Consider the following 18,237-nt stretch of genomic DNA (forward strand, 5'->3'; position numbering starts at 1 on the left):
GGAATCAGAAATGAGTAAAAAAATAGTTTTAATAGGAGCAAGTGGTACTATTGGTTCAGCAACATCAGAAGTATTAAAAATAGCTGGGTATGAAGTTATTTCCGTAAGTTTTTCTGGTGAAAATAGTGATTTTGCTGTAGATATTCAAAATAGCGATTCTATTAGAAATCTATTTGAAGAAATTGGTGGTTTTGATGCTTTAGTATCAACTACTGGAAAAGTTGCTTTCAAAGCAATAGATGAAATAAAATCTGAAGATTGGGATATGAGTCTAGGTAATAAACTTTTAGGTCAGATTAATCTTGTTCAAATTGGTTCAAAATATATTAATGAAGGTGGTTCTTTTACACTCACAACAGGTATATTAAATGTTGAGCCAATAGCTATGGGAAGTATAGCAGCAACTGTTAACTCTGGTTTAGAGGGTTTTATCAAAGCTGCAGCATTAGAATATAAAAAATTTCGTATAAATGCTGTAAGTCCAACAGTTGTTGAAGAAGCTTTAGGTAAATATGGACCATTTTTTGTTGGTTATCAACCAGTTAAGGCTAAGGATGTAGCAAATGCATATTTAAAATCTATAGCTAGCTTAGCAAATGGCAGCGTTATAAAAGCAGGGTTTTAATTTAAATTATTTTTGAAATAACTTTTTCAAATACTTCTTTTATAGAAAGATCTGAAGTATCTATTATAGTTGCATCAGTAGCAGGTTTTAGTGGAGCTACTTTTCGATTACGATCTTGATAATCTCTTTTTTTAATATCTTCTAGAATGGTTTCAAAAGATGGATTTAATCCTTTAAGTTTTAGTTCCTCATATCTACGTCTAGCTGTGATTGTTGTGTTAGCATCTAGAAAAAACTTATACTTTGCCTCAGGAAAAACTACAGTTCCCATATCTCTACCATCGGCTACTAAACCATGTTTACTGGCAAACTCTCTTTGTTTGTCTAGTAATATCTTTCTAACAGAAGGGTAAGCTGCGATTTTTGAGGCCAACATACCAGTTTTTTCTGTGCGTATTGCATTAGTTACATCATTTTTTGCTAGGAAAGATTTTACTGAGTTATTTTCAATTTGAAAACTGATTTTTAAGCATTTAAGTGTTTGGCAAACATCTTCTTCACTACTAAGGTTAGTATTTCTGTTAAAACAATGTAAAGCAGCTAACCTATAAATAGCACCACTATCTAATAATTTATAATCAAATTGTTTTGCTAAAGCTTTTGCCAATGTACCTTTGCCAACACCGCTTGGCCCATCAATAGTTATGATTTTAGAACAATTGTTCATTTTCAAAATCCTGCATAAAGTTAATTAATTTTCTTACATCTTCGAGAGAAACAGCATTATATAAGCTTGCTCTGCATCCACCTATATCACGATGACCTTTAAGGCCATAAAAACCTTTTTTATCTGCACTGCCTAAGAATTTTTCTGTTAATTCTTGAGATGTTAGATGAAATATTACATTCATATTAGAGCGATATTTTGTTTTAATTTTATTGTTATAAATTCTTGAGTTATCTATGGCTGAGTAGAGCAAGTTAGCTTTTTCATTATTAAAAAATTCTATTTCTTGTATATTACCAAAATTTTTTATTAAATATTTTAGAGTTAATTCAAACGTTACCCAAGAAATTACAGAGGGCGTATTATAAACCGAATTTGATTTTTTCATAGTGAAATAGTCAAATACTACTGGAGTATTTGATTTTTTTTGAATTAAAGTGTTTTTTATCACTACTATAGTAAGACCTGGAATACCTGCATTTTTTTGCGCACCAGCATAAATAAGTCCATAATCAATTATATTGATTGATTTTGACAAAAAACTTGATGACATATCACAAACTAGTTTGGTATTACATGATCTAGCTAGTTTGTTTATTTGGAAGCCATCGACAGTTTCATTGTCAGTATAGTATATATAATCATATTTATCAGCTTCAAAATTCTTATCTATATTTTTGTCATATTTTACTATATTTACATCGATAAATTTTGAGGCCTCTTTAGCTGCTTTTTCAGACCATTGACCGCTACATATATACAAAGCTTTTTTATGTTTTCCTGATAGATTCATTGGGATAGCTGCAAATTGAGCAGTAGCTCCAGCTTGCATTAATAGAATAGAGTAATCATCTGGAAGCTTAAGAAGGTCACGCAAGTTTTTTTGAATTGAAGTGTAGACTTCTTCAAAAACATTATCCCTATGTGATATTGATAGTAAAGATACTCCTGTCTTTTTATAGTCCATCAAAAAATGTTGTAATTTTTTAATAATTGAGCTAGGTAGTACAGCAGGCCCAGCACAGAAATTTATTTTCATTATCTCTAATATGTTCTAGAAAATACATTAAACATATTTTAGCATAGAGTGCACTAAGGTTAAAAAATAGTTTTTTTCTAAAATTAGGTAAATTGAGATGTTTGTTTTTTAAAGTGACTTAAGTACTTATTTTAACCATTGCTGAGGTTTTATATATTTATAAATTTCAGCCTCTTCAGAACCTTCTTCAGGTTGCCAGTTATATTTCCAAGTAGCAACTGGAGGCATAGATGAAAGTATCGATTCAGTGCGCCCGCCACTTTGTAGGCCAAAAATTGTCCCCCTATCAAAGACTAGGTTAAATTCTACATATCTACCCCTTCTGTATAGTTGAAAATCTTTGTGGTTTTGGTGATATTCTATATTTTTTCTCTTCTCGACTATTGGTATATATGCTTGAATATATGAGTCGGCGCAAGCAGTTACAAAATCAAAACATTTATCAAATGACTCATCATTTAAGTCATCAAAAAACAAGCCTCCAACCCCTCGACATTCATTACGATGTTTTAGATAAAAATATTCGTCACACCATTTTTTAAATTTTGGATAATACTCCTTGTTATATTTATCACATATATTTTTCGCAGTTTGATGCCAATAGATGATGTCCTCTTTAAAAGGGTAGTATGGAGTAAGATCCATACCTCCACCAAACCACCATATAGGTTTATCAGTATCGGCTCCAGCAATAAAAATTCTAAAATTTGCATGAGATGTTGGCACAAAAGGGTTACGTGGATGAATAACAAGAGAAATTCCCGTAGCTAAAAAAGATTTGCCTGCAAGATCCTTTCGTTTAGCTGTAGCAGATGAGGGTAGAGCATCTCCATGAACTCTTGAGAAAGCAACTACACCTTTTTCAAAAATTTCACCATTTTCAATAATCATTGAGTTTCCATAACCTTTGAGTTTTTGGTCAGGAGTGTTTGGTTTGTGCCACTTATCGCTAATAAATTTAGTTCCATTAGTTTCACATTTCTCTAAGGCTGAGGTGATATTTTTTTGTAGCTGTTTGAGGAAATCTTCAAATTTAGAAATATTTTTTTGCATAGTTTTAAACCTTGTATTGATCTATTTATGAAATAAAAAGTTAGATTTTATACTGATATTTTAGCAGTAGGTGATTAAAAATGCTTGTAAAAATAAATGATTTTTAATTTGTTGAAGCTAAGATTTTATTATATTAGAGCAATTGCTGGAATAAATATTTATAATTATTCTACATAAAGTAGAAGGTTTTATTGTTTATTTAAAGTATTTCTTTCGTATTTGGTGGTCATTAATAGTTTGTAAAATTAAGTAATAAATGAATTGCTATTCACAAGAGCTTTTTGTATAATAATGTCTTGCTCTTTGCTGTGCGAAGTAATAACGCATGGCTTATCAGTAACGTTTAATAAAATGATAAACCGGAAGGAGTTTATAAAATGAAACATTATGAAATCGTATTAATGATTCACCCTGATCAGTCAGATCAGCTTGAGACAATGCTTAGTAAGTACCGTGGCATAATCGAAGAAAAAGGTGGTAAGATCCATAGATTTGAAGATTGGGGACGTCGTCAATTAGCTTACCCTATAGAGAAACTTCACAAAGCTCATTATGTAATATTTAATATTGAGTGTGACACTGAATCTCTAGAGAAGCTTCAAGGATCTTTGAAATATAATGATGCTATTTTACGTCGTTTAATTCTTTCAAAGAAAGAAGCTATAATAGAGCCATCTATTATGATGGAATCAAATGAAAAAGAAGTAATTTAATAGAGGTATTTTAAGATGAGTCGTCGTAAAGTTTGCCGTTTCACCGTTGATGGTGTAAAAGAAATTGATTATAAAGATGTAAATAAGTTAAAAGCTTATATCACTGAAACAGGTAAAATTGTTCCTAGTCGTGTAACAGGTACTTCAGCTAAGTATCAAAGACAGCTAGCTACAGCTATCAAGAGAGCCAGATTCTTGGCATTATTACCATACTGTGATCGTCACTTTAACTAATCTGGAGATTGATTACAATGCAAGTTATTTTAAAAGAAAAAGTTGAGAACCTTGGTGTATTAGGTGATATTGTTAATGTTAAACCAGGATATGCTAGAAATTTTCTTGTACCTTTTGGTAAAGCAGTTCAAGCAACTAAAGTAAATATTGAAACTTTTGAAGCTCAAAAAGTTGAGTTAGAAAAAGCAGAAAAAGCTAGATTTGAAGCAGCTATAGTTACTGCAGGTACAATTAAAGATAAAATTTATACTATTGCAGCACAAGCTGGTGAGGGTGGTAAATTATTTGGTTCTGTTGGTACTATAGAAGTTGCTGAAGCTATTGCTAATGAAACAGGTCAAGAAATTGAAAAAAGCCAAGTTCGTATGCCAGAAGGTGTTATTAGAACTATTGGCGAGTTTGAGTTAACTGTTCATATATATACAGATGTTGATGCAGATATTAAAGTAAATGTTGTAGCTGCTGAAGGTTAGTCTTATAATATACAGACTAACACAATCTATATAAATTATAAAAACCATGTGTTAGGCATGGTTTTTTTGTATATAAAGTAAGGGTCTTTATGTCTATGGAGTATCATTTTAAAGCGGCTGAAACTACTTATTCTCTTGAAGCAGAAAAAGCTATATTAGGTAATATTCTTTTATATAATCAAAATATAGAACTAGTTGAAGATTTGCTTTTGATAGATGATTTCTTTGATAAAAGGCATAAGATTATTTATAAGCAAATATTTATACTTAATCAGACTAATACGCCGTTTGATGTATTGATTGTTAGTGAATATTTAGCTACCGAAGGACTTCTAGATGAGGCTGGAGGAGAGGCTTATATAGTTGATTTAGCAACCAATACACCCTCAATATCCAATATTAAAACTTATGCAAATATTGTAAAAGATAAAGCAAAATTAAGAAGCTTACAGAGCAGTATTAATGATATAATTCAAAAAATATACTCATCTGATGCTAAAAATCCAGATGAAGTGATTGATTATGCAGAAAGTAGGATTCTAGATATTACCAAAGAGCGAGAAACTCTTTCAAAGGGGCCAGAATCGATAAAATCAGTTATCCCAAAGCTTGTTGATAGGATGAGTGCTATAGTTGATGCTGGTACAGGGTTGACAGGTATATCAACGGGATTTATTGATTTAGATAAAATGACATCAGGCCTTCAAAGAGCTAATATGGGAATTATTGCAGCCCGACCATCTATGGGTAAGACGGTTCTTGGAATTAATATTGCTCAGAATGTTGCTAAGTCTGCTCAAAAGCCAGTATTAGTTTTTAGCTTAGAAATGCCATCAGAGGACATAGTGACGAGGATGTTGGCAACTCAAGCTCGAGTTGAAATGAATCTCCTTAAAGAATGCAATAGATTAAATGATGCTCATTGGGTCAAAATCACAAAAGCTATGAAAGATTTGAGCGAGATGCCATTATATATAGATGATACATCAGGATTAACACCAGCTGAAATGCGCTCAAGAGCACGTAGGCTATATAATGAGCATGATGGTCTTTCAATGATTATGATTGATTATCTACAGCTTATGAAGATTCCAGGATATGAAACCAATAGGACACTTGAGGTTTCTGAAATTTCAAGATCTTTAAAAGCTCTAGCAAAAGAGTTAGATATACCAGTTATAGCATTATCACAGCTAAATAGAGGGGTGGATGATCGTAAAGATAAACGTCCTATGATGTCTGATTTAAGAGAATCAGGAGCAATAGAGCAAGATGCTGACTTAATCATGTTTATATATCGTGATGAAGTTTACAATAAAGATAGTGAAAATAATAAAAATTTAGGCGAGATAATCATTGGTAAACAGAGAAATGGTCCAATTGGAACTGTTCATGTAAGGTTTGATGGTCAGTATGTGAGTTTTGCTAATTTGACTAATGAGAATGACAATATTTTACCTGGTGATATAGGTTACAATGAGTAATTTATAAATTAAAAGAGATAGTTTATGCAACAAGATAAGATTAATTTACTTGGATTAAATCAAAAAGCTATAGAAGAGTATTTTGTTTCTATAGGTGAGAAAAAATTTCATGCCAGACAGGTTTTTAAATGGATTCATAGAAAAGGAATAATAGATTTTGATTCTATGAGTGATTTAGGAAAAAATTTACGAATTAAATTAAAAAATCAAGCAGAGATTGCTGTACCGAAGATTGTGTTTAGTAAGGCATCTAAGGATGGTACGCATAAGTGGTTGATTGATGTTGGTGGAAGTGCTGTTGAAACAGTGTTTATTCCAGAAGAAGGGAGAGGGACTTTGTGTATATCTTCGCAAGTGGGATGCACATTAAATTGTAGTTTTTGCTCTACAGGTAAGCAAGGTTTTAATCGAAATCTATCGGTAGCAGAAGTTATTGCACAGCTTTGGATAGCTGCTAGAGCATTATCAAAAAATAATAAAGAGCATGATTATACTGTAACAAATATTGTTATGATGGGTATGGGTGAGCCACTTATGAATTTTGAGAATGTTGTTCCAGCAATGGACATTATGATGGATGATATGGCATATGGATTATCTAGGCGTAAGGTGACGCTTAGTACCTCTGGGGTAGTACCTAGGATATATGATTTGCTTGAACAATCAGGAGTGTCTTTAGCGGTATCTTTACATGCTGCAAATAATACATTGAGAAATGAAATAGTGCCTATTAATAAAAAATATGATATTGATGAGCTTTTGGCTGCTTGTAAATTATATGCAGAAAAAGGTCCTCATAAACAAATTACATTTGAGTATACATTGATGCAGGAAATTAATGATAATATTTCTGATGCTGAAGAGTTAGTTGAATTATTGAAATCTAGAGAAGTACCGGCTAAAATAAATTTAATTCCTTTTAATCCTTACCCAGGTACACCATATAAAAAACCTAGCAATAATAGAATACATAAGTTTAAAAATTTTTTACAAAATAGTGGTTTTGTAGTGACAGTAAGAAAAACTCGGGGTGATGATATAGATGCCGCATGTGGGCAACTTGCTGGTGATGTAATGGATAAAACAAGTAGAAAGCAAAGGTATCTAAAAAAAATTGGAGACTCTAATGCAGAATAGTTTTAGAAAAATAATGGCTATAACTATTTTATCAAGTGTTTTGTCTGCATGTATGAATCCAGATAGCCCGAACAATACTAAACAAAATTTACAGCAAGACAACTCTAATAAAGCTGCTTCCAAAAATGCTGATGATAATGTTGTCGAATATGTTGTCCCAAATGATCAGACACCAGAAACAAATTATAAAAAAGCAGCAGAGTTAAATGCTGAATTAGCTATTATTTACTCAACTGAAGGTTATTTGGCTAGAGCTAAAGAAAAGCTTATTAAAGCCCAGAAGTTATCAAAAGAGCATGACTATAGTTTAGCAATTGTTGATTATGCAGCGGGATATTATTATCAAACGATAGGGGCAAATTCTATAGCTGCAAAATATTATGAAGATGGTGTTTATTATCATCCTGATAGCTTTGAAGCTATGAATTTTTATGCCCAGTACTTATGTAAAGAGAAACGAGATTATAAAAAAGCTCAAGAATTATTTAATAAATCTATGTATACCTCAAATAATGATGATATGGCACAAACTTTGTTTTTATATTCTCAATGTATGTATAATCAAGGCAAGAAAGTTGATGCTTTAGCTTTGATGAAAAAAGCTGATAAATTTAGGATAAATTATAGGGCTGCTAAATTAAGATTAGCAGAGATGTATTTTGAGCAAAATGACTATAAAGAATGTTATAAAGTTATTTATAGCATGAAGGATGATGGAGAATTTTTTAATAATAAGCGTGTTTTAGATCTAAGGCTTAAATTGGCTAATTATGCGCATAATAAGAATGAGGCTGCAGAGGTTGAGCTCATTTTGTCATCTAATAATTATAATGATAAAGATATGGATGAGTTTTTTTCAAAAACTGATCAAGGAGGTATGAATAAGAATGCGTAATAGAACAAGTTGTAATGATGAGAATAAACCTGAAAGGTTACAAAAAATATTAGCAAAATATGGTATAGGTTCGCGAAGAAAAGTAGAGGAGCTTATAGAGCAAGGCAGAGTTAGAGTTAATGGTAAAGTTGCAACTATAGGTGATAAAGCGACTGATAAAGATAGAATAAGTTTTGATGGTAAGGCTTTATATTTATATGGACAACCTTTAACAAGACCTAGAGTAATAATATATCATAAAAGAGAGGGTGAGGTCTGTACTAGTAAAGATGAAAAGGATAGAAAAACTGTTTTTGATTCTTTACCAAAACTAGCGAAATCTCGATGGATAATGGTTGGACGTTTAGACATAAACACTACAGGACTCTTATTGTTTACAACCGATGGTGATTTAGCAAATAGATTGATGCATCCATCTTATGAGATAGAAAGAGAATATGCTGTACGAGTATTTGGTGAGCAACTATCAGAAGAAACTATCAAGAAGCTTAAAGAAGGTATAAAATTAGAAGATGGTGTCGCTAAATTTAATAATGTTAAATTTTCTGGAGGCGAAGGGGCTAATATTTGGTACTATGTAACACTTTCTGAAGGACGAAATAGAGAAGTTAGGCGTATGTTTGAAGCTATAGGAGCAACAGTTAGTAGGCTTACTAGGGTTAGGTTTGGTAGCATAGCTCTTCCTAAATTTGTTTCTCGAGGTAAAACCTTAGAGCTCAATCCTTCTGAAGTTAATCAGCTTAGAAAATCAGTTAAATTAAAGGAATATTCCTTTCCTAAAAAACTTGTAGAAAGGTTAGAAAAAAAATAATGAACTTTGAGAGTCAATTAGAAGGTATTTTTGATATAGATATCTGGTTATTAAAGGCCAATTATAGAGATATGAATGAGCAGCCTTCTAGTGAGATTCAAAATAAGAATGGTGCTGGAGAATATTCAGGTTTGGTAAACCCATCTAGAGCAAAATTGCTTTATAGTAATAAAAATGATAGCGATAAAATTATAAATATTTTTTTAACAAGTGATGTAAGTATTAGTTTTTTGAAAAATATTTTAAATAGCTTATTTTTTAAATCAAGGGTTAATATATATCAATCAATGAAGCTTAATTCTATTGAAGAGTATAAGGGCATTAATGTATTTGCGAAAGATTTTATCCTTGATAATCAAAATTTGTTAAGTGTGCAAAGCAAAAAGTATATATTTTCAAAGCTCTATGAATATTCAGATTTCACAACTAAATAATACATTTTCAAGCCAAGTGATTTCCTTGATAAGGGAGTCAGATAAAAATTTTAGTTGGTCAGACAAGCAAATATTAGAATCTATGGATCAGGACCTTGTTTTAGGTTTATTGTGTCAAGGTGAACTTGTAGCAATATCAATTTTTAGTAGTTTTCTAAATATTGCTGAGCTACTATATATTTGTGTAGATATCTCCAGTCAAACTAAAGGGCTTGGTTATTACCTATTGTTGCAATCATGTACTTATCTTTCAAAGTTAAATATCTCAGAAATTTTTCTAGAAGTTGATGTTTATAATTATAGAGCTATAAAACTTTACCACAAACTTGGGTTTCAAGAAATTGCATTGCGTAAGAAATATTATAAAAGATCTGATGGTAGTCAAACTGATGCGTTAGTTTGTTTATTGAAGATGTAAAAAGTAAGAAAAGTATGTTATATTAAGCCTCACAAGACAACAGGGGTGCTGTTTTTTTTGAAAATAGCTGAGAACTAACCCTTTTATTACCTGATCTAATTAATATTAGCGTAGGGAGTTTGTTTGGTATTTTCTAGATAATTATCATCCAAACTTTTAATTTTTAAAAATATTAGGAAAACAATAATGGAAAATATTGGTTATATAACATTAAATATTTCTTTAGTAATTTACTTTATACATTTTTTACCACAAAGTATACATAATCAGCTTAAGCATAAAACTTTTGAGATTAGTATTTGGACTCATACAATGATGATTTTGGCAAATTCTTTTGACCTAATCTATGCTGTAGGTTTTGGTATGCAGTGGCAATACATTTTAGTTGATATAATTTTGTTGGTTTTTTTAGCTATACAGCAGCTTCAAATTTTAAATGACAGACGAGAAAAGCGCATATTTGTACATACTATATTTATATTAATATTTTTAACCTTAATAGTTACAACTGCTTGCTTAGCTAAGCTAAATAAAGATGTATTGCTTTGGTTTGGTTCTATTAGTGGAATTATTTATAATATTTATTGGTTACCTCAGATTTATAAGAATTTTCGTCAAAAAAAAGCTGAAGGTTTTAGTATATTTTATTTGGGACTCTCTTTTTTAAGTATACTATGTGATATAAATAGCGCTATATTTCTGGGTTGGCCTATAGTATCAGTGATAGTTTCTGGTTGCTTGTCTGTTTTAATTTTGATTCAAATAGTTCAATATTTTTATTATAAAAATATAAAGAGCTACAAAAGGGTTCTGAAACTATCTTAACTTATATGCTAAAATATTTAGCATAATAAGACCTATATAATAACCTTATAATGAGAAAGCTTAATAAGTTTCTGATATTATTATTTTTTGTATTAAATGTTTCGTTTAACTATGCCTTTGCAGAAGGTTATAAATATACTCCATATGCAGTTGGGCAGTCATTGGGTAAAATATCACATAAAAGCTTTAAAGCTACGAAAGATGAGTTAGTAAAAAAAGATTTTATAGCTGGTTTTGATGATACTATTCTAAATCAAAAGCCTAATATAGATAAAATCTCTGATGAAGATTCATATGAGGTTGGTATGATTATTGCTGCCCAATATAAGTCAAAATTAAAGAAAATAACAGTTTTTAATAAATCTAATAATAAAGAGTTTGTGAAGGGGTTTAATGGCGCAGTAGAGTCAAATAATGAAACATTAAACACCGAGGATAAGCAAATATTAAAACATTTCAAGATAACTCCTGATAACGATTAGAGCATAATATTAATATAGCTATTGATAATTAGATTCTGCTACTTTATTCTTAAATCTAATTAATAAATTAGTTCTAACAAACTATGCAACAGCTAAAAGATATTCAGTCACTTATAAGAGAGGATATTCAAGGTAATAATCAGTTTATTATAGATTCTCTTTCTTCTGATGTGGTATTGATCAATCAAATAAGCCACCATATAATAAATAGTGGTGGAAAACGTTTAAGGCCTCTACTTGTAATGCTATTTTCACGCGCATTAGGCTGTAAAGATAACAAACATTTAGCTTGTGCTGCAATTATTGAGTTTATTCATACTGCTACGTTATTACATGATGATGTTGTTGATGATTCTCAGCTACGTAGAGGTAAGGAGACAGCTAATAATGTCTTTGGAAATGCAGCTAGTATTTTAACTGGAGATTTCCTTTATTCTAGAGCATTCCAAATGATGGTTAATTTGAATAACATGCAGATTATGCAAATATTAGCTGATGCTACTAATAAAATTTCAGAAGGTGAGGTGCTTCAGCTTTTAAATGCTAGAAACTTAGAGCTTACAGAGAAAGATTATACCAATGTAATATATTGTAAGACGGCAAAGCTTTTTGAGGCAGCTTGTGAATTAGCGGGAGTTATTAGTCTGGATAAAAAACAATACGCTCAATATCAAAGAAGTATTAAAGAATATGGGGTTTATTTGGGTAATGCTTTTCAAATAGCAGATGATGTTTTAGATTATGTATCTGATGTGGAAAGTTTAGGTAAAAACATTGGTGATGACCTTGATGAAGGAAAAATGACTTTACCGACTATTTATGCTTTAGCAAATATAAGTATAGAAAAACAAAATATACTTAAAAAAGCTATAAAAGATAGTGAGTATGATGTTGCTCAAATTGTAACAATTATTAAAGATAGCGGAGCTATTGAATATTCATATGAAATAGCTTGTAAATATGCCGAGCAAGCAAAACAATCCATAAGTTTTCTACCAGAGTCTAATTACAAAGAAGCTTTGTATTTAATATGTGATTTGGCGGTCAAAAGGAAAAACTAATAAATTACTTTATAATTTATTTAAGATTTTTTGAGAGGTTTCTTGGCAATCTTAGAATCAGTTTTTTCTTTTTTATTAACTTGAGACAATATATTATCAGCTAAATTATTTAGTGAAGTTCCTATTCTATCTTTTTTAATTATCCAATTACGCAGTATGTCAGTTTCGTTATGAGAATTCTTAAGGCCATATTTAGACATAATAAGCATCCATTTTGATGAAGTGTTTGTATTAAGCTTATAGTATTATTTCTCTTATAGATATAATTACTTGTTTATTATTATATAAATTTAATGAATTTTAAAAATTTAGAGGTTTTTGTATCTTTATTAGTTTTTTTGTAGTATATTGATTGTTGTAGATTTATCTCGATGTAGTTTTAAATTCTTCTTTTTATTTTTGTAGTAAATTGTAAAATTTAGAATATTAATTTATGATTAAGAATTTCTATGTAAAGTCAATTTAACTAAATAAGAAGAAGAAAATAATTATGAGTAATGAATTAGTAGGAACTGTTAAGTTCTTTAATGATGCAAAAGGTTTTGGATTTATTAACTGTGAATCTGTTGGTAAAGATGTATTTGTACACGTTTCAAATATTGAAAATGGTACGCTTTCTGATGGTCAACAAGTTAGCTTCCAAATTAGAGATGGAAACAAAGGTAAAGAAGCTTACGACGTAAGATCTCTTTAATTTTTTCTATTCTTTATAATAATCTTTAAAATATCTTTTTATCATAATCATAAAATATCAATCAATTAAATATAATAAAATATATGCAAGCTAAATAAATAGCTCGTCTATAGAAATTATTAAATAAAAAAATTAATTATTTGAAGTTTTTAAGAGTTATCTCGAAAGCTAGGGCTTGATTAGGTCCTATTGCAGCAGGTGCTCTAGTTCCATATGCTTTATCAGGAGAGCAGTATAATATTATTGTTGAACCATTTGGTATTTGAGGTATAGCATCCTTCCAGCATTCTATAAGATTTGTCAGAGGGAATGTAACTTCATCACTTGAGTCAAAGATTGGGCCTATTAGTTTCCCATCTTTAACTTTGTTAAGCTTTGATTTATCATCTTCATATGCTATAACTGGAGTGGTTCCTTTATATGATATTGTTACCTGACTATTAGGAGTAGGCTTCTTACCGTCACCTTGTTTGACCATTTGATAATATACACCGTCATTAACTTCAATGGTATTGTGCATCTTTGCAACTTGAGTTATAAATTCTTTTGATTTTGATTTATTGATTTTTGCAACATCAAGTTGTTTTTTTATCATTTTGTCTTTAAGAGATTCCATATTTTTTTGAATTTGGTTTTCTGAAATCCTAGGTTTATTATCTTTTATAGCATCCTCAAACCCAGAAATGGTTTGCTTATCATAAAGTCCAAAATCTTGCTTTGCAATGCCAGATCCAACTTGATAACCAACAGTATAGCTGGTGTTTGCATTCATTTTTAAAGCTGGTCTTGATGTTATTGGAGTTGTCTTAACTACTTTGGCAGGATTGTCTTTATTTTGTGTAGGATTGTTTTTTGTGGTATTTGCATTTTGATTCTTAATGTTTTTAGCATTATTATCAACCTTGTCAGCTGAGCATGAGCTAATTGCAAATCCTAAAAAAGAGCAGGATACAAGGGCAGCTATTTTTTTTAATTTCATATTTTTTCCTTATTTATCTTTGTAAGTGGTCTTTTGAAATATTTAAAAAATCAAAAATTTCTTTATCTAACATCTGTGATGGTGATATGTTTGATAGAGCTTTAAAAATTATATTTTTTCTATCAGGATTTTTTTCTTCCCATTTGTTAAGCATATCTTTTATAAAAACTCTTTGCAAATTGTCTTGCGAGCCGCATAAGTTGCATGGAATTATAGGGAAGTTTTTAAATTGTGAATAGTTGGTTGTTTCTTTTTCATTTACAAATGCTAGAGGGCGGATAACAATATTTCTTTTATCGTCACTTATTAGTTTAGGTGGCATTGCTTTGATAGAGCCATTATAAAAAAGGTTTAAAAAAAATGTTTCTACTATGTCATCACGGTGATGGCCTAAAGCTATTTTGGTAATATTATTATCTTCTGCAAAATCATATAAAATTCCTCTACGCATTCTTGAGCATAAACCACATGTTGTTTTTCCTTCTGGAATAACTCTTTTTACAACGCTATAAGTGTCTCTTTCAATAATGTGGGATTCAATATTTTTAGAACTTAAATATTCTGGTAAGATATTTTCTGGAAAACCTGGTTGTTTTTGGTCTAAATTCACAGCTATAATATCAAATTTTATAGGGGCTTTTTTTTGTAGAAGTAGTAGCATTTCTAGTAGGCAATATGAGTCTTTACCTCCTGATAAGCATACCATAATTTTATCGCCATCCTCAATCATATTATATTGATTTATAGCTTGCGCTGTTTTTCTTAGAATTTGCTTCTCAAGTTTTTTAAGGCTTTGTTGGTTATTATTAATCATTGTTTTTTTAAGATTGATTGTTTTATGTTGATAGGAATTTTTTCTAATTTATTTTTTTTAATATTGTAGCAAGCAACTTTAACTTTAGCTGTTGTATATGTTTGTCGACTCCCTAGTATGCGTAGTTCAAATCCAAATTCAATACTTGCAGCTCCATGTTTTATTATGTGCTGGGTAATTTCAACCTTGTTGGGATGAAAAAGAGGAGTAATATACTTACAGCTTTGTTCAATTATTATAAAATGAATGGAATTTTTTTCGCTCCATTCCATAATATTGGTATTTTCATATGCCCAATTGGTACGAGCCTCTTCAAAATAATCAAAATACTTAGCATTATTTACATGGCCATTTTTATCAGTATCTGAAAAACGAATATTTACAATATGCTTATAGACCTTGTTATTCATAGATATACCTTTTTAAAAAATATAAGATAGTAAAGGTTTGCGAGGAACTTCACAGCTCTTAAGCTGCGAAGAATATTTTTGTGCGACTTCAGATGTTTTTCGTGCGTAATTTTTTAAGAAAGCATTGTTTTTATGGCTACCTCGTTTATAGCCACCTATACCTTCATGATAAGCTAGGTATAGATCGTAGGTATTTGTTTTATTAATACCAGTTTTGCTATGAACATTGTTCAAGTACCATCCTATAAAATCTACAGAGTCTGCATAGCTTGACCTTGAGACAAAAGATTGTTTAGTTTCTTTTTTGTAATGATCCCAAGTGCCATCCAGAGCTTGAGAGTAGCCATATGCACTCGATGCTCGACCTTTGGGAATAAAACCGAAATAATATTTCATAGCTGGTTTGGCGTCAGCTCTAAAGGATGATTCTTGATGAATAAAGGCCATTTGGACATTCATCGGTACTCCCCAACGGTTATATGAATTTACCATATCATAATACCAGTCTGGAAACTGATGAATGATACTGCACGCATTATTTATATTTCTAGGGCGGTCGGTACTACATGAGCCAAGAATACCTATTATTCCAACTAAGCACACTAATTTAATTACATTTTTCATAATTATAAATACCTATAAAAAACATCAACAACTTTATCTTGAAATCTTCGAGCATTATAACGCTGAGAGCTCTTTAGATCATTAAGCATTATTGAAAAACTTATTCTATGATTTTTGGCGGTAAGCACATAGCCTGATAGAGTTGAAACCCCAGAAAGAGTTCCAGTTTTTGCATGAACTTTACCTAGCAGTTTTCCTCCCATTCTATATGCGATAGTACCGCTCATTCCAGATGCAGGCAGATAGTTATAGAATTTTTTACCGACTTTACTATTGAATGATTTAGTTAAGAAATTAACCATAAATTCAGGGCTTACTCTATCCAAATGCGAAAGACCAGAACCATCATACATGTTTAAAGCCGAAGTATTTATATGAAGTTTTGAATAAAGGATACTTTGAACAGCTTCAGTACCAGAGCTAGTTGAGCCTACACCTTTTTCCTTTAATCCAATTGTATTTAATATAGTTTCAGCATATAGATTATCAGAATGCTTTAGTGTTTGATCTATAAGTTGCCCAATTGTCGCAGATTTTATAACAATTTGTTCGGTATAGCCCCTTGGTATGGTATTTGCTATAGAAATATTTGTGTGCTTGATACCGTTTGAGGTTAAGAAATCATTTACAGTATCCATAGTCTTTAAGGCAGGATTTCTGATTGCTAACTTAAACATTTTTTCAGCAGCCCTAGATAAGTATCCGCCAATATATAAAATATTATCGTCATTCATTGAAATTGTTGTAGCTTTTGATGCGCTTGTATAGATTGCTGAGTTTTTGATAGTTATATTGCTAGCATTACTAATTTTTATAACTTTGGTTGTTAAACTATTAGAATTTTTAGCAAGTTTTATGACCGTGCAATTTCTATTTAATGTAAAGCTTGATGCTGGAGCTCCATAACAAAATGTACTATCTCCTGCAGACCAACCATCTGGGATATATGCTCCAGAAAAGACTCCCACTAGATAAACGTCACCAGTAATTTGATATATGCCTTTCTGGGTTTTGACTTTTTTTAACAAGGTAGCAAGTTGAGTGCCTGTGAGGGAAGGATTGCCAGTGAATTTTATATACATATCACCATATAAAACATGATTTTTAACTCTATCTGACGGGTAGTTAATAGAAGTGGTGAATCTAAAGTTATCTGGAATAGCAAAAAGCGCAGCAACCATGGTGAATACTTTATTATTACTTGCAGGTTTCATCGCTCTATTTTGAGCATATGAATAAAGATCATTCCCTGTAATTGTTCGTTGAGTTGCTATTGAAATTGTAGCACTAGAAAGCCCATATTTCTTTACAAAGTATTGTATTTCACTACGTGTACTTGCAGCATATATGTTACTAATAGTTATTAAAAACAGAGATAGCCCTAATAAAAGCTTAGTTTTTTTAATCAAAATTTCTAAACCAAATGATTTCTACAAAATTCGTAACTTAGAATAATAACATTTTATAGGTTATAAATATAGTAAGTTTTAGTTTGGGTAAATTTTTGATATTTAGTCGAATTGCCAGTATGGTATCTATAGTTTGGTTTGCTTTTATTTAAGAGTATGTTAAAATAATCGCCTGTGAATTTGTTTGCGGCCGTAAGGCCTATATTTTGATAACTTATAAACTGGCATTTTAAGTGAGGTGAGGATATGCCAAGTGTTAGAGTTAAAGAAAGAGAGCCTTTTGACGTTGCTCTTAGGAGGTTTAAAAGATCTTGCGAGAATGCTGGAATAATATCAGAAGTACGCTGTAGAGAGTATTTTGAGAAACCAACCTGGGAACGTAAAAGGAAGAAAGCTGTTGCAGTTAAGAGAGCTCATAAGAGCAATATGATGGCTAGAATATAGCTTTTAATTTAATCACCCTTTGAGAACGTAAAGTTCTCACCTTTTACTAGGAATTCTTTTTTAAAATGTCACAAATTTTTGATCAATTGACTCTAGATATGAAAGAGTCTATGAAAAATAAAGATAAGAATAGGCTAACGACAATCCGTATGGCTTTGTCTGCAATTAAACAAAAGCAGATAGATGAGAAAATAGAAATTACAGATGAAATTGTAATTACAATTATTACAAAGATGATTAAGCAACGACAAGATTCTTATAGCCAATACTTACAAGCTGATAGAGCTGAGCTTGCTGAGGGTGAAAAGAAAGAAATTGAAATATTAACTAAGTACATGCCTAAGCAACTTAGTGATGAGGAAGTTGTTGCTATAGTGCAAACTGCTATTGAAACTGTAGGTGCTACATCTATGAAAGAAATAGGTAAAATTATGGCAAGCGTTAAAAAAGAACTTGCTGGTAAAACAGATATGAGTAAAGTTAGCGCTATTGTAAAGTCAAACCTAGTGTAA

The 18,237-nt window shown here is 30.9% G+C and carries 25 protein-coding genes and 1 riboswitch; of the genes, 16 read left to right on the forward strand and 9 right to left on the reverse strand.

The genetic code is table 11. The annotated features are described in order from the left end of the window. Positions 1–10 precede the first annotated feature (10 nt). The gene (locus ACR0PV_RS04745; RefSeq protein ID WP_488173813.1) at positions 11–625 is read left to right on the forward strand and encodes a short chain dehydrogenase; all 615 of its coding nucleotides are present in this window, start codon (positions 11–13) and stop codon (positions 623–625) included. 1 nt (position 626) lies between these two features. Here ACR0PV_RS04745 and cmk read toward each other — a convergent pair whose 3' ends face one another. The 3 genes from cmk to hemF form a co-directional block, all read right to left on the reverse strand. Beyond that, complete coding sequence (cmk, locus tag ACR0PV_RS04750; protein ID WP_488173814.1) at positions 627–1,292, reverse strand: (d)CMP kinase; 666 nt, start codon at positions 1,290–1,292, stop codon at positions 627–629. After that, a complete protein-coding gene (gene serC / locus ACR0PV_RS04755; protein WP_488173815.1) occupies positions 1,276–2,331 on the reverse strand; it encodes a 3-phosphoserine/phosphohydroxythreonine transaminase in 1,056 nt (351 codons plus the stop codon). The genes cmk and serC overlap by 17 nt, the downstream gene beginning before the upstream one ends. Before the next feature lie 126 nt (positions 2,332–2,457). Next, a complete protein-coding gene (gene hemF, locus ACR0PV_RS04760; protein WP_488173816.1) occupies positions 2,458–3,384 on the reverse strand; it encodes an oxygen-dependent coproporphyrinogen oxidase in 927 nt (308 codons plus the stop codon). A 377-nt stretch (positions 3,385–3,761) separates the two neighbouring features. On the opposite strand from hemF, the gene rpsF reads away from it, so the two are divergent. From rpsF to ACR0PV_RS04820, 12 genes are all read left to right on the forward strand, one after another. Further along, entirely contained in the window at positions 3,762–4,097 is a 336-nt protein-coding gene (gene rpsF / locus ACR0PV_RS04765; protein ID WP_488173817.1) for a 30S ribosomal protein S6, read from the forward strand. A 15-nt stretch (positions 4,098–4,112) separates the two neighbouring features. Further along, positions 4,113–4,331, forward strand: coding sequence for a 30S ribosomal protein S18 (rpsR, locus tag ACR0PV_RS04770; protein WP_004287690.1), 219 nt, complete (start codon positions 4,113–4,115; stop codon positions 4,329–4,331). A gap of 17 nt (positions 4,332–4,348) precedes the next feature. Further along, positions 4,349–4,804 (forward strand): 50S ribosomal protein L9, encoded by a 456-nt coding sequence (gene rplI, locus ACR0PV_RS04775; RefSeq protein ID WP_488173818.1) that lies wholly within the window; start codon positions 4,349–4,351, stop codon positions 4,802–4,804. 89 nt (positions 4,805–4,893) lie between these two features. Then, positions 4,894–6,288, forward strand: a complete 1,395-nt coding sequence (gene dnaB / locus ACR0PV_RS04780; protein WP_488173819.1) for a replicative DNA helicase — start codon at positions 4,894–4,896, stop codon at positions 6,286–6,288. A gap of 24 nt (positions 6,289–6,312) precedes the next feature. Further along, positions 6,313–7,425, forward strand: a complete 1,113-nt coding sequence (gene rlmN / locus ACR0PV_RS04785; RefSeq protein ID WP_488173820.1) for a dual-specificity RNA methyltransferase RlmN — start codon at positions 6,313–6,315, stop codon at positions 7,423–7,425. After that, positions 7,415–8,320, forward strand: a complete 906-nt coding sequence (locus ACR0PV_RS04790) for a pilus assembly protein PilF (protein ID WP_488173821.1) — start codon at positions 7,415–7,417, stop codon at positions 8,318–8,320. The genes rlmN and ACR0PV_RS04790 overlap by 11 nt, the downstream gene beginning before the upstream one ends. Beyond that, positions 8,313–9,131, forward strand: a complete 819-nt coding sequence (gene rluB, locus ACR0PV_RS04795) for a 23S rRNA pseudouridine(2605) synthase RluB (RefSeq protein WP_488173822.1) — start codon at positions 8,313–8,315, stop codon at positions 9,129–9,131. The genes ACR0PV_RS04790 and rluB overlap by 8 nt, the downstream gene beginning before the upstream one ends. Further along, a complete protein-coding gene (locus ACR0PV_RS04800; RefSeq protein ID WP_488173823.1) occupies positions 9,131–9,565 on the forward strand; it encodes a chloroquine resistance protein in 435 nt (144 codons plus the stop codon). Before rluB ends, ACR0PV_RS04800 begins: the two co-directional genes overlap by 1 nt. Continuing rightward, the gene (locus ACR0PV_RS04805; RefSeq protein WP_488173957.1) at positions 9,543–9,983 is read left to right on the forward strand and encodes a GNAT family N-acetyltransferase; all 441 of its coding nucleotides are present in this window, start codon (positions 9,543–9,545) and stop codon (positions 9,981–9,983) included. The genes ACR0PV_RS04800 and ACR0PV_RS04805 overlap by 23 nt, the downstream gene beginning before the upstream one ends. 31 nt (positions 9,984–10,014) lie before the next feature. Continuing rightward, positions 10,015–10,118: riboswitch (TPP riboswitch) on the forward strand. 51 nt (positions 10,119–10,169) lie between these two features. Beyond that, positions 10,170–10,808 (forward strand): PQ-loop repeat-containing protein, encoded by a 639-nt coding sequence (locus tag ACR0PV_RS04810; RefSeq protein WP_488173824.1) that lies wholly within the window; start codon positions 10,170–10,172, stop codon positions 10,806–10,808. A 50-nt stretch (positions 10,809–10,858) separates the two neighbouring features. Beyond that, positions 10,859–11,290 (forward strand): hypothetical protein, encoded by a 432-nt coding sequence (locus tag ACR0PV_RS04815; protein ID WP_488173825.1) that lies wholly within the window; start codon positions 10,859–10,861, stop codon positions 11,288–11,290. Between the two features lie 83 nt (positions 11,291–11,373). Beyond that, positions 11,374–12,351, forward strand: a complete 978-nt coding sequence (locus ACR0PV_RS04820) for a polyprenyl synthetase family protein (protein WP_488173826.1) — start codon at positions 11,374–11,376, stop codon at positions 12,349–12,351. A 20-nt stretch (positions 12,352–12,371) separates the two neighbouring features. Here ACR0PV_RS04820 and ACR0PV_RS04825 read toward each other — a convergent pair whose 3' ends face one another. Continuing rightward, the gene (locus ACR0PV_RS04825; protein ID WP_488173827.1) at positions 12,372–12,551 is read right to left on the reverse strand and encodes a hypothetical protein; all 180 of its coding nucleotides are present in this window, start codon (positions 12,549–12,551) and stop codon (positions 12,372–12,374) included. 290 nt (positions 12,552–12,841) lie between these two features. Between ACR0PV_RS04825 and ACR0PV_RS04830 the strand changes: the two genes are divergently transcribed. Continuing rightward, on the forward strand, positions 12,842–13,045 hold the full coding sequence (locus tag ACR0PV_RS04830) for a cold-shock protein (protein ID WP_488173828.1): 204 nt from the start codon (positions 12,842–12,844) through the stop codon (positions 13,043–13,045). Between the two features lie 136 nt (positions 13,046–13,181). Here the strand turns inward: ACR0PV_RS04830 and ACR0PV_RS04835 are convergent, their stop codons facing one another. From ACR0PV_RS04835 to dacB, 5 genes are read right to left on the reverse strand one after another with little or no spacing between them, the layout of a single operon-like run. Beyond that, positions 13,182–14,024 (reverse strand): FKBP-type peptidyl-prolyl cis-trans isomerase N-terminal domain-containing protein, encoded by an 843-nt coding sequence (locus ACR0PV_RS04835; RefSeq protein WP_488173829.1) that lies wholly within the window; start codon positions 14,022–14,024, stop codon positions 13,182–13,184. Between the two features lie 13 nt (positions 14,025–14,037). Then, entirely contained in the window at positions 14,038–14,838 is an 801-nt protein-coding gene (gene ttcA, locus ACR0PV_RS04840; protein WP_488173830.1) for a tRNA 2-thiocytidine(32) synthetase TtcA, read from the reverse strand. Further along, positions 14,835–15,248: an acyl-CoA thioesterase gene (locus tag ACR0PV_RS04845; RefSeq protein ID WP_488173831.1), complete on the reverse strand. Its 414-nt coding sequence runs from the start codon at positions 15,246–15,248 to the stop codon at positions 14,835–14,837. Before ACR0PV_RS04845 ends, ttcA begins: the two co-directional genes overlap by 4 nt. Positions 15,249–15,260: 12 nt before the next feature. Beyond that, on the reverse strand, positions 15,261–15,872 hold the full coding sequence (locus tag ACR0PV_RS04850) for a transglycosylase SLT domain-containing protein (RefSeq protein ID WP_488173832.1): 612 nt from the start codon (positions 15,870–15,872) through the stop codon (positions 15,261–15,263). Positions 15,873–15,874: 2 nt separating this feature from the next. Next, positions 15,875–17,281, reverse strand: a complete 1,407-nt coding sequence (dacB, locus tag ACR0PV_RS04855; RefSeq protein ID WP_488173833.1) for a D-alanyl-D-alanine carboxypeptidase/D-alanyl-D-alanine endopeptidase — start codon at positions 17,279–17,281, stop codon at positions 15,875–15,877. A 246-nt stretch (positions 17,282–17,527) separates the two neighbouring features. On the opposite strand from dacB, the gene rpsU reads away from it, so the two are divergent. After that, a complete protein-coding gene (gene rpsU, locus ACR0PV_RS04860) occupies positions 17,528–17,725 on the forward strand; it encodes a 30S ribosomal protein S21 (protein WP_488173834.1) in 198 nt (65 codons plus the stop codon). 65 nt (positions 17,726–17,790) lie between these two features. Next, the gene (locus ACR0PV_RS04865) at positions 17,791–18,237 is read left to right on the forward strand and encodes a GatB/YqeY domain-containing protein (protein ID WP_488173835.1); all 447 of its coding nucleotides are present in this window, start codon (positions 17,791–17,793) and stop codon (positions 18,235–18,237) included.

It is taken from the genome of Francisella sp. AG1 (assembly GCF_057683165.1).

Excerpts from the sequence above, each read along its gene's own strand:
- ACR0PV_RS04745 (WP_488173813.1), top strand. The coding sequence starts at position 11 with ATGAGTAAAAAAATAGTTTTAATAGGAGCAAGTGGTACTATTGGTTCA.
- cmk (WP_488173814.1), bottom strand. The coding sequence starts at position 1,292 with ATGAACAATTGTTCTAAAATCATAACTATTGATGGGCCAAGCGGTGTT.
- serC (WP_488173815.1), bottom strand. The coding sequence starts at position 2,331 with ATGAAAATAAATTTCTGTGCTGGGCCTGCTGTACTACCTAGCTCAATT.
- hemF (WP_488173816.1), bottom strand. The coding sequence starts at position 3,384 with ATGCAAAAAAATATTTCTAAATTTGAAGATTTCCTCAAACAGCTACAA.
- rpsF (WP_488173817.1), top strand. The coding sequence starts at position 3,762 with ATGAAACATTATGAAATCGTATTAATGATTCACCCTGATCAGTCAGAT.
- rpsR (WP_004287690.1), top strand. The coding sequence starts at position 4,113 with ATGAGTCGTCGTAAAGTTTGCCGTTTCACCGTTGATGGTGTAAAAGAA.
- rplI (WP_488173818.1), top strand. The coding sequence starts at position 4,349 with ATGCAAGTTATTTTAAAAGAAAAAGTTGAGAACCTTGGTGTATTAGGT.
- dnaB (WP_488173819.1), top strand. The coding sequence starts at position 4,894 with ATGTCTATGGAGTATCATTTTAAAGCGGCTGAAACTACTTATTCTCTT.
- rlmN (WP_488173820.1), top strand. The coding sequence starts at position 6,313 with ATGCAACAAGATAAGATTAATTTACTTGGATTAAATCAAAAAGCTATA.
- ACR0PV_RS04790 (WP_488173821.1), top strand. The coding sequence starts at position 7,415 with ATGCAGAATAGTTTTAGAAAAATAATGGCTATAACTATTTTATCAAGT.
- rluB (WP_488173822.1), top strand. The coding sequence starts at position 8,313 with ATGCGTAATAGAACAAGTTGTAATGATGAGAATAAACCTGAAAGGTTA.
- ACR0PV_RS04800 (WP_488173823.1), top strand. The coding sequence starts at position 9,131 with ATGAACTTTGAGAGTCAATTAGAAGGTATTTTTGATATAGATATCTGG.
- ACR0PV_RS04810 (WP_488173824.1), top strand. The coding sequence starts at position 10,170 with ATGGAAAATATTGGTTATATAACATTAAATATTTCTTTAGTAATTTAC.
- ACR0PV_RS04815 (WP_488173825.1), top strand. The coding sequence starts at position 10,859 with ATGAGAAAGCTTAATAAGTTTCTGATATTATTATTTTTTGTATTAAAT.
- ACR0PV_RS04820 (WP_488173826.1), top strand. The coding sequence starts at position 11,374 with ATGCAACAGCTAAAAGATATTCAGTCACTTATAAGAGAGGATATTCAA.
- ACR0PV_RS04825 (WP_488173827.1), bottom strand. The coding sequence starts at position 12,551 with ATGTCTAAATATGGCCTTAAGAATTCTCATAACGAAACTGACATACTG.
- ACR0PV_RS04830 (WP_488173828.1), top strand. The coding sequence starts at position 12,842 with ATGAGTAATGAATTAGTAGGAACTGTTAAGTTCTTTAATGATGCAAAA.
- ACR0PV_RS04835 (WP_488173829.1), bottom strand. The coding sequence starts at position 14,024 with ATGAAATTAAAAAAAATAGCTGCCCTTGTATCCTGCTCTTTTTTAGGA.
- ttcA (WP_488173830.1), bottom strand. The coding sequence starts at position 14,838 with ATGATTAATAATAACCAACAAAGCCTTAAAAAACTTGAGAAGCAAATT.
- ACR0PV_RS04845 (WP_488173831.1), bottom strand. The coding sequence starts at position 15,248 with ATGAATAACAAGGTCTATAAGCATATTGTAAATATTCGTTTTTCAGAT.
- ACR0PV_RS04850 (WP_488173832.1), bottom strand. The coding sequence starts at position 15,872 with ATGAAAAATGTAATTAAATTAGTGTGCTTAGTTGGAATAATAGGTATT.
- rpsU (WP_488173834.1), top strand. The coding sequence starts at position 17,528 with ATGCCAAGTGTTAGAGTTAAAGAAAGAGAGCCTTTTGACGTTGCTCTT.
- ACR0PV_RS04865 (WP_488173835.1), top strand. The coding sequence starts at position 17,791 with ATGTCACAAATTTTTGATCAATTGACTCTAGATATGAAAGAGTCTATG.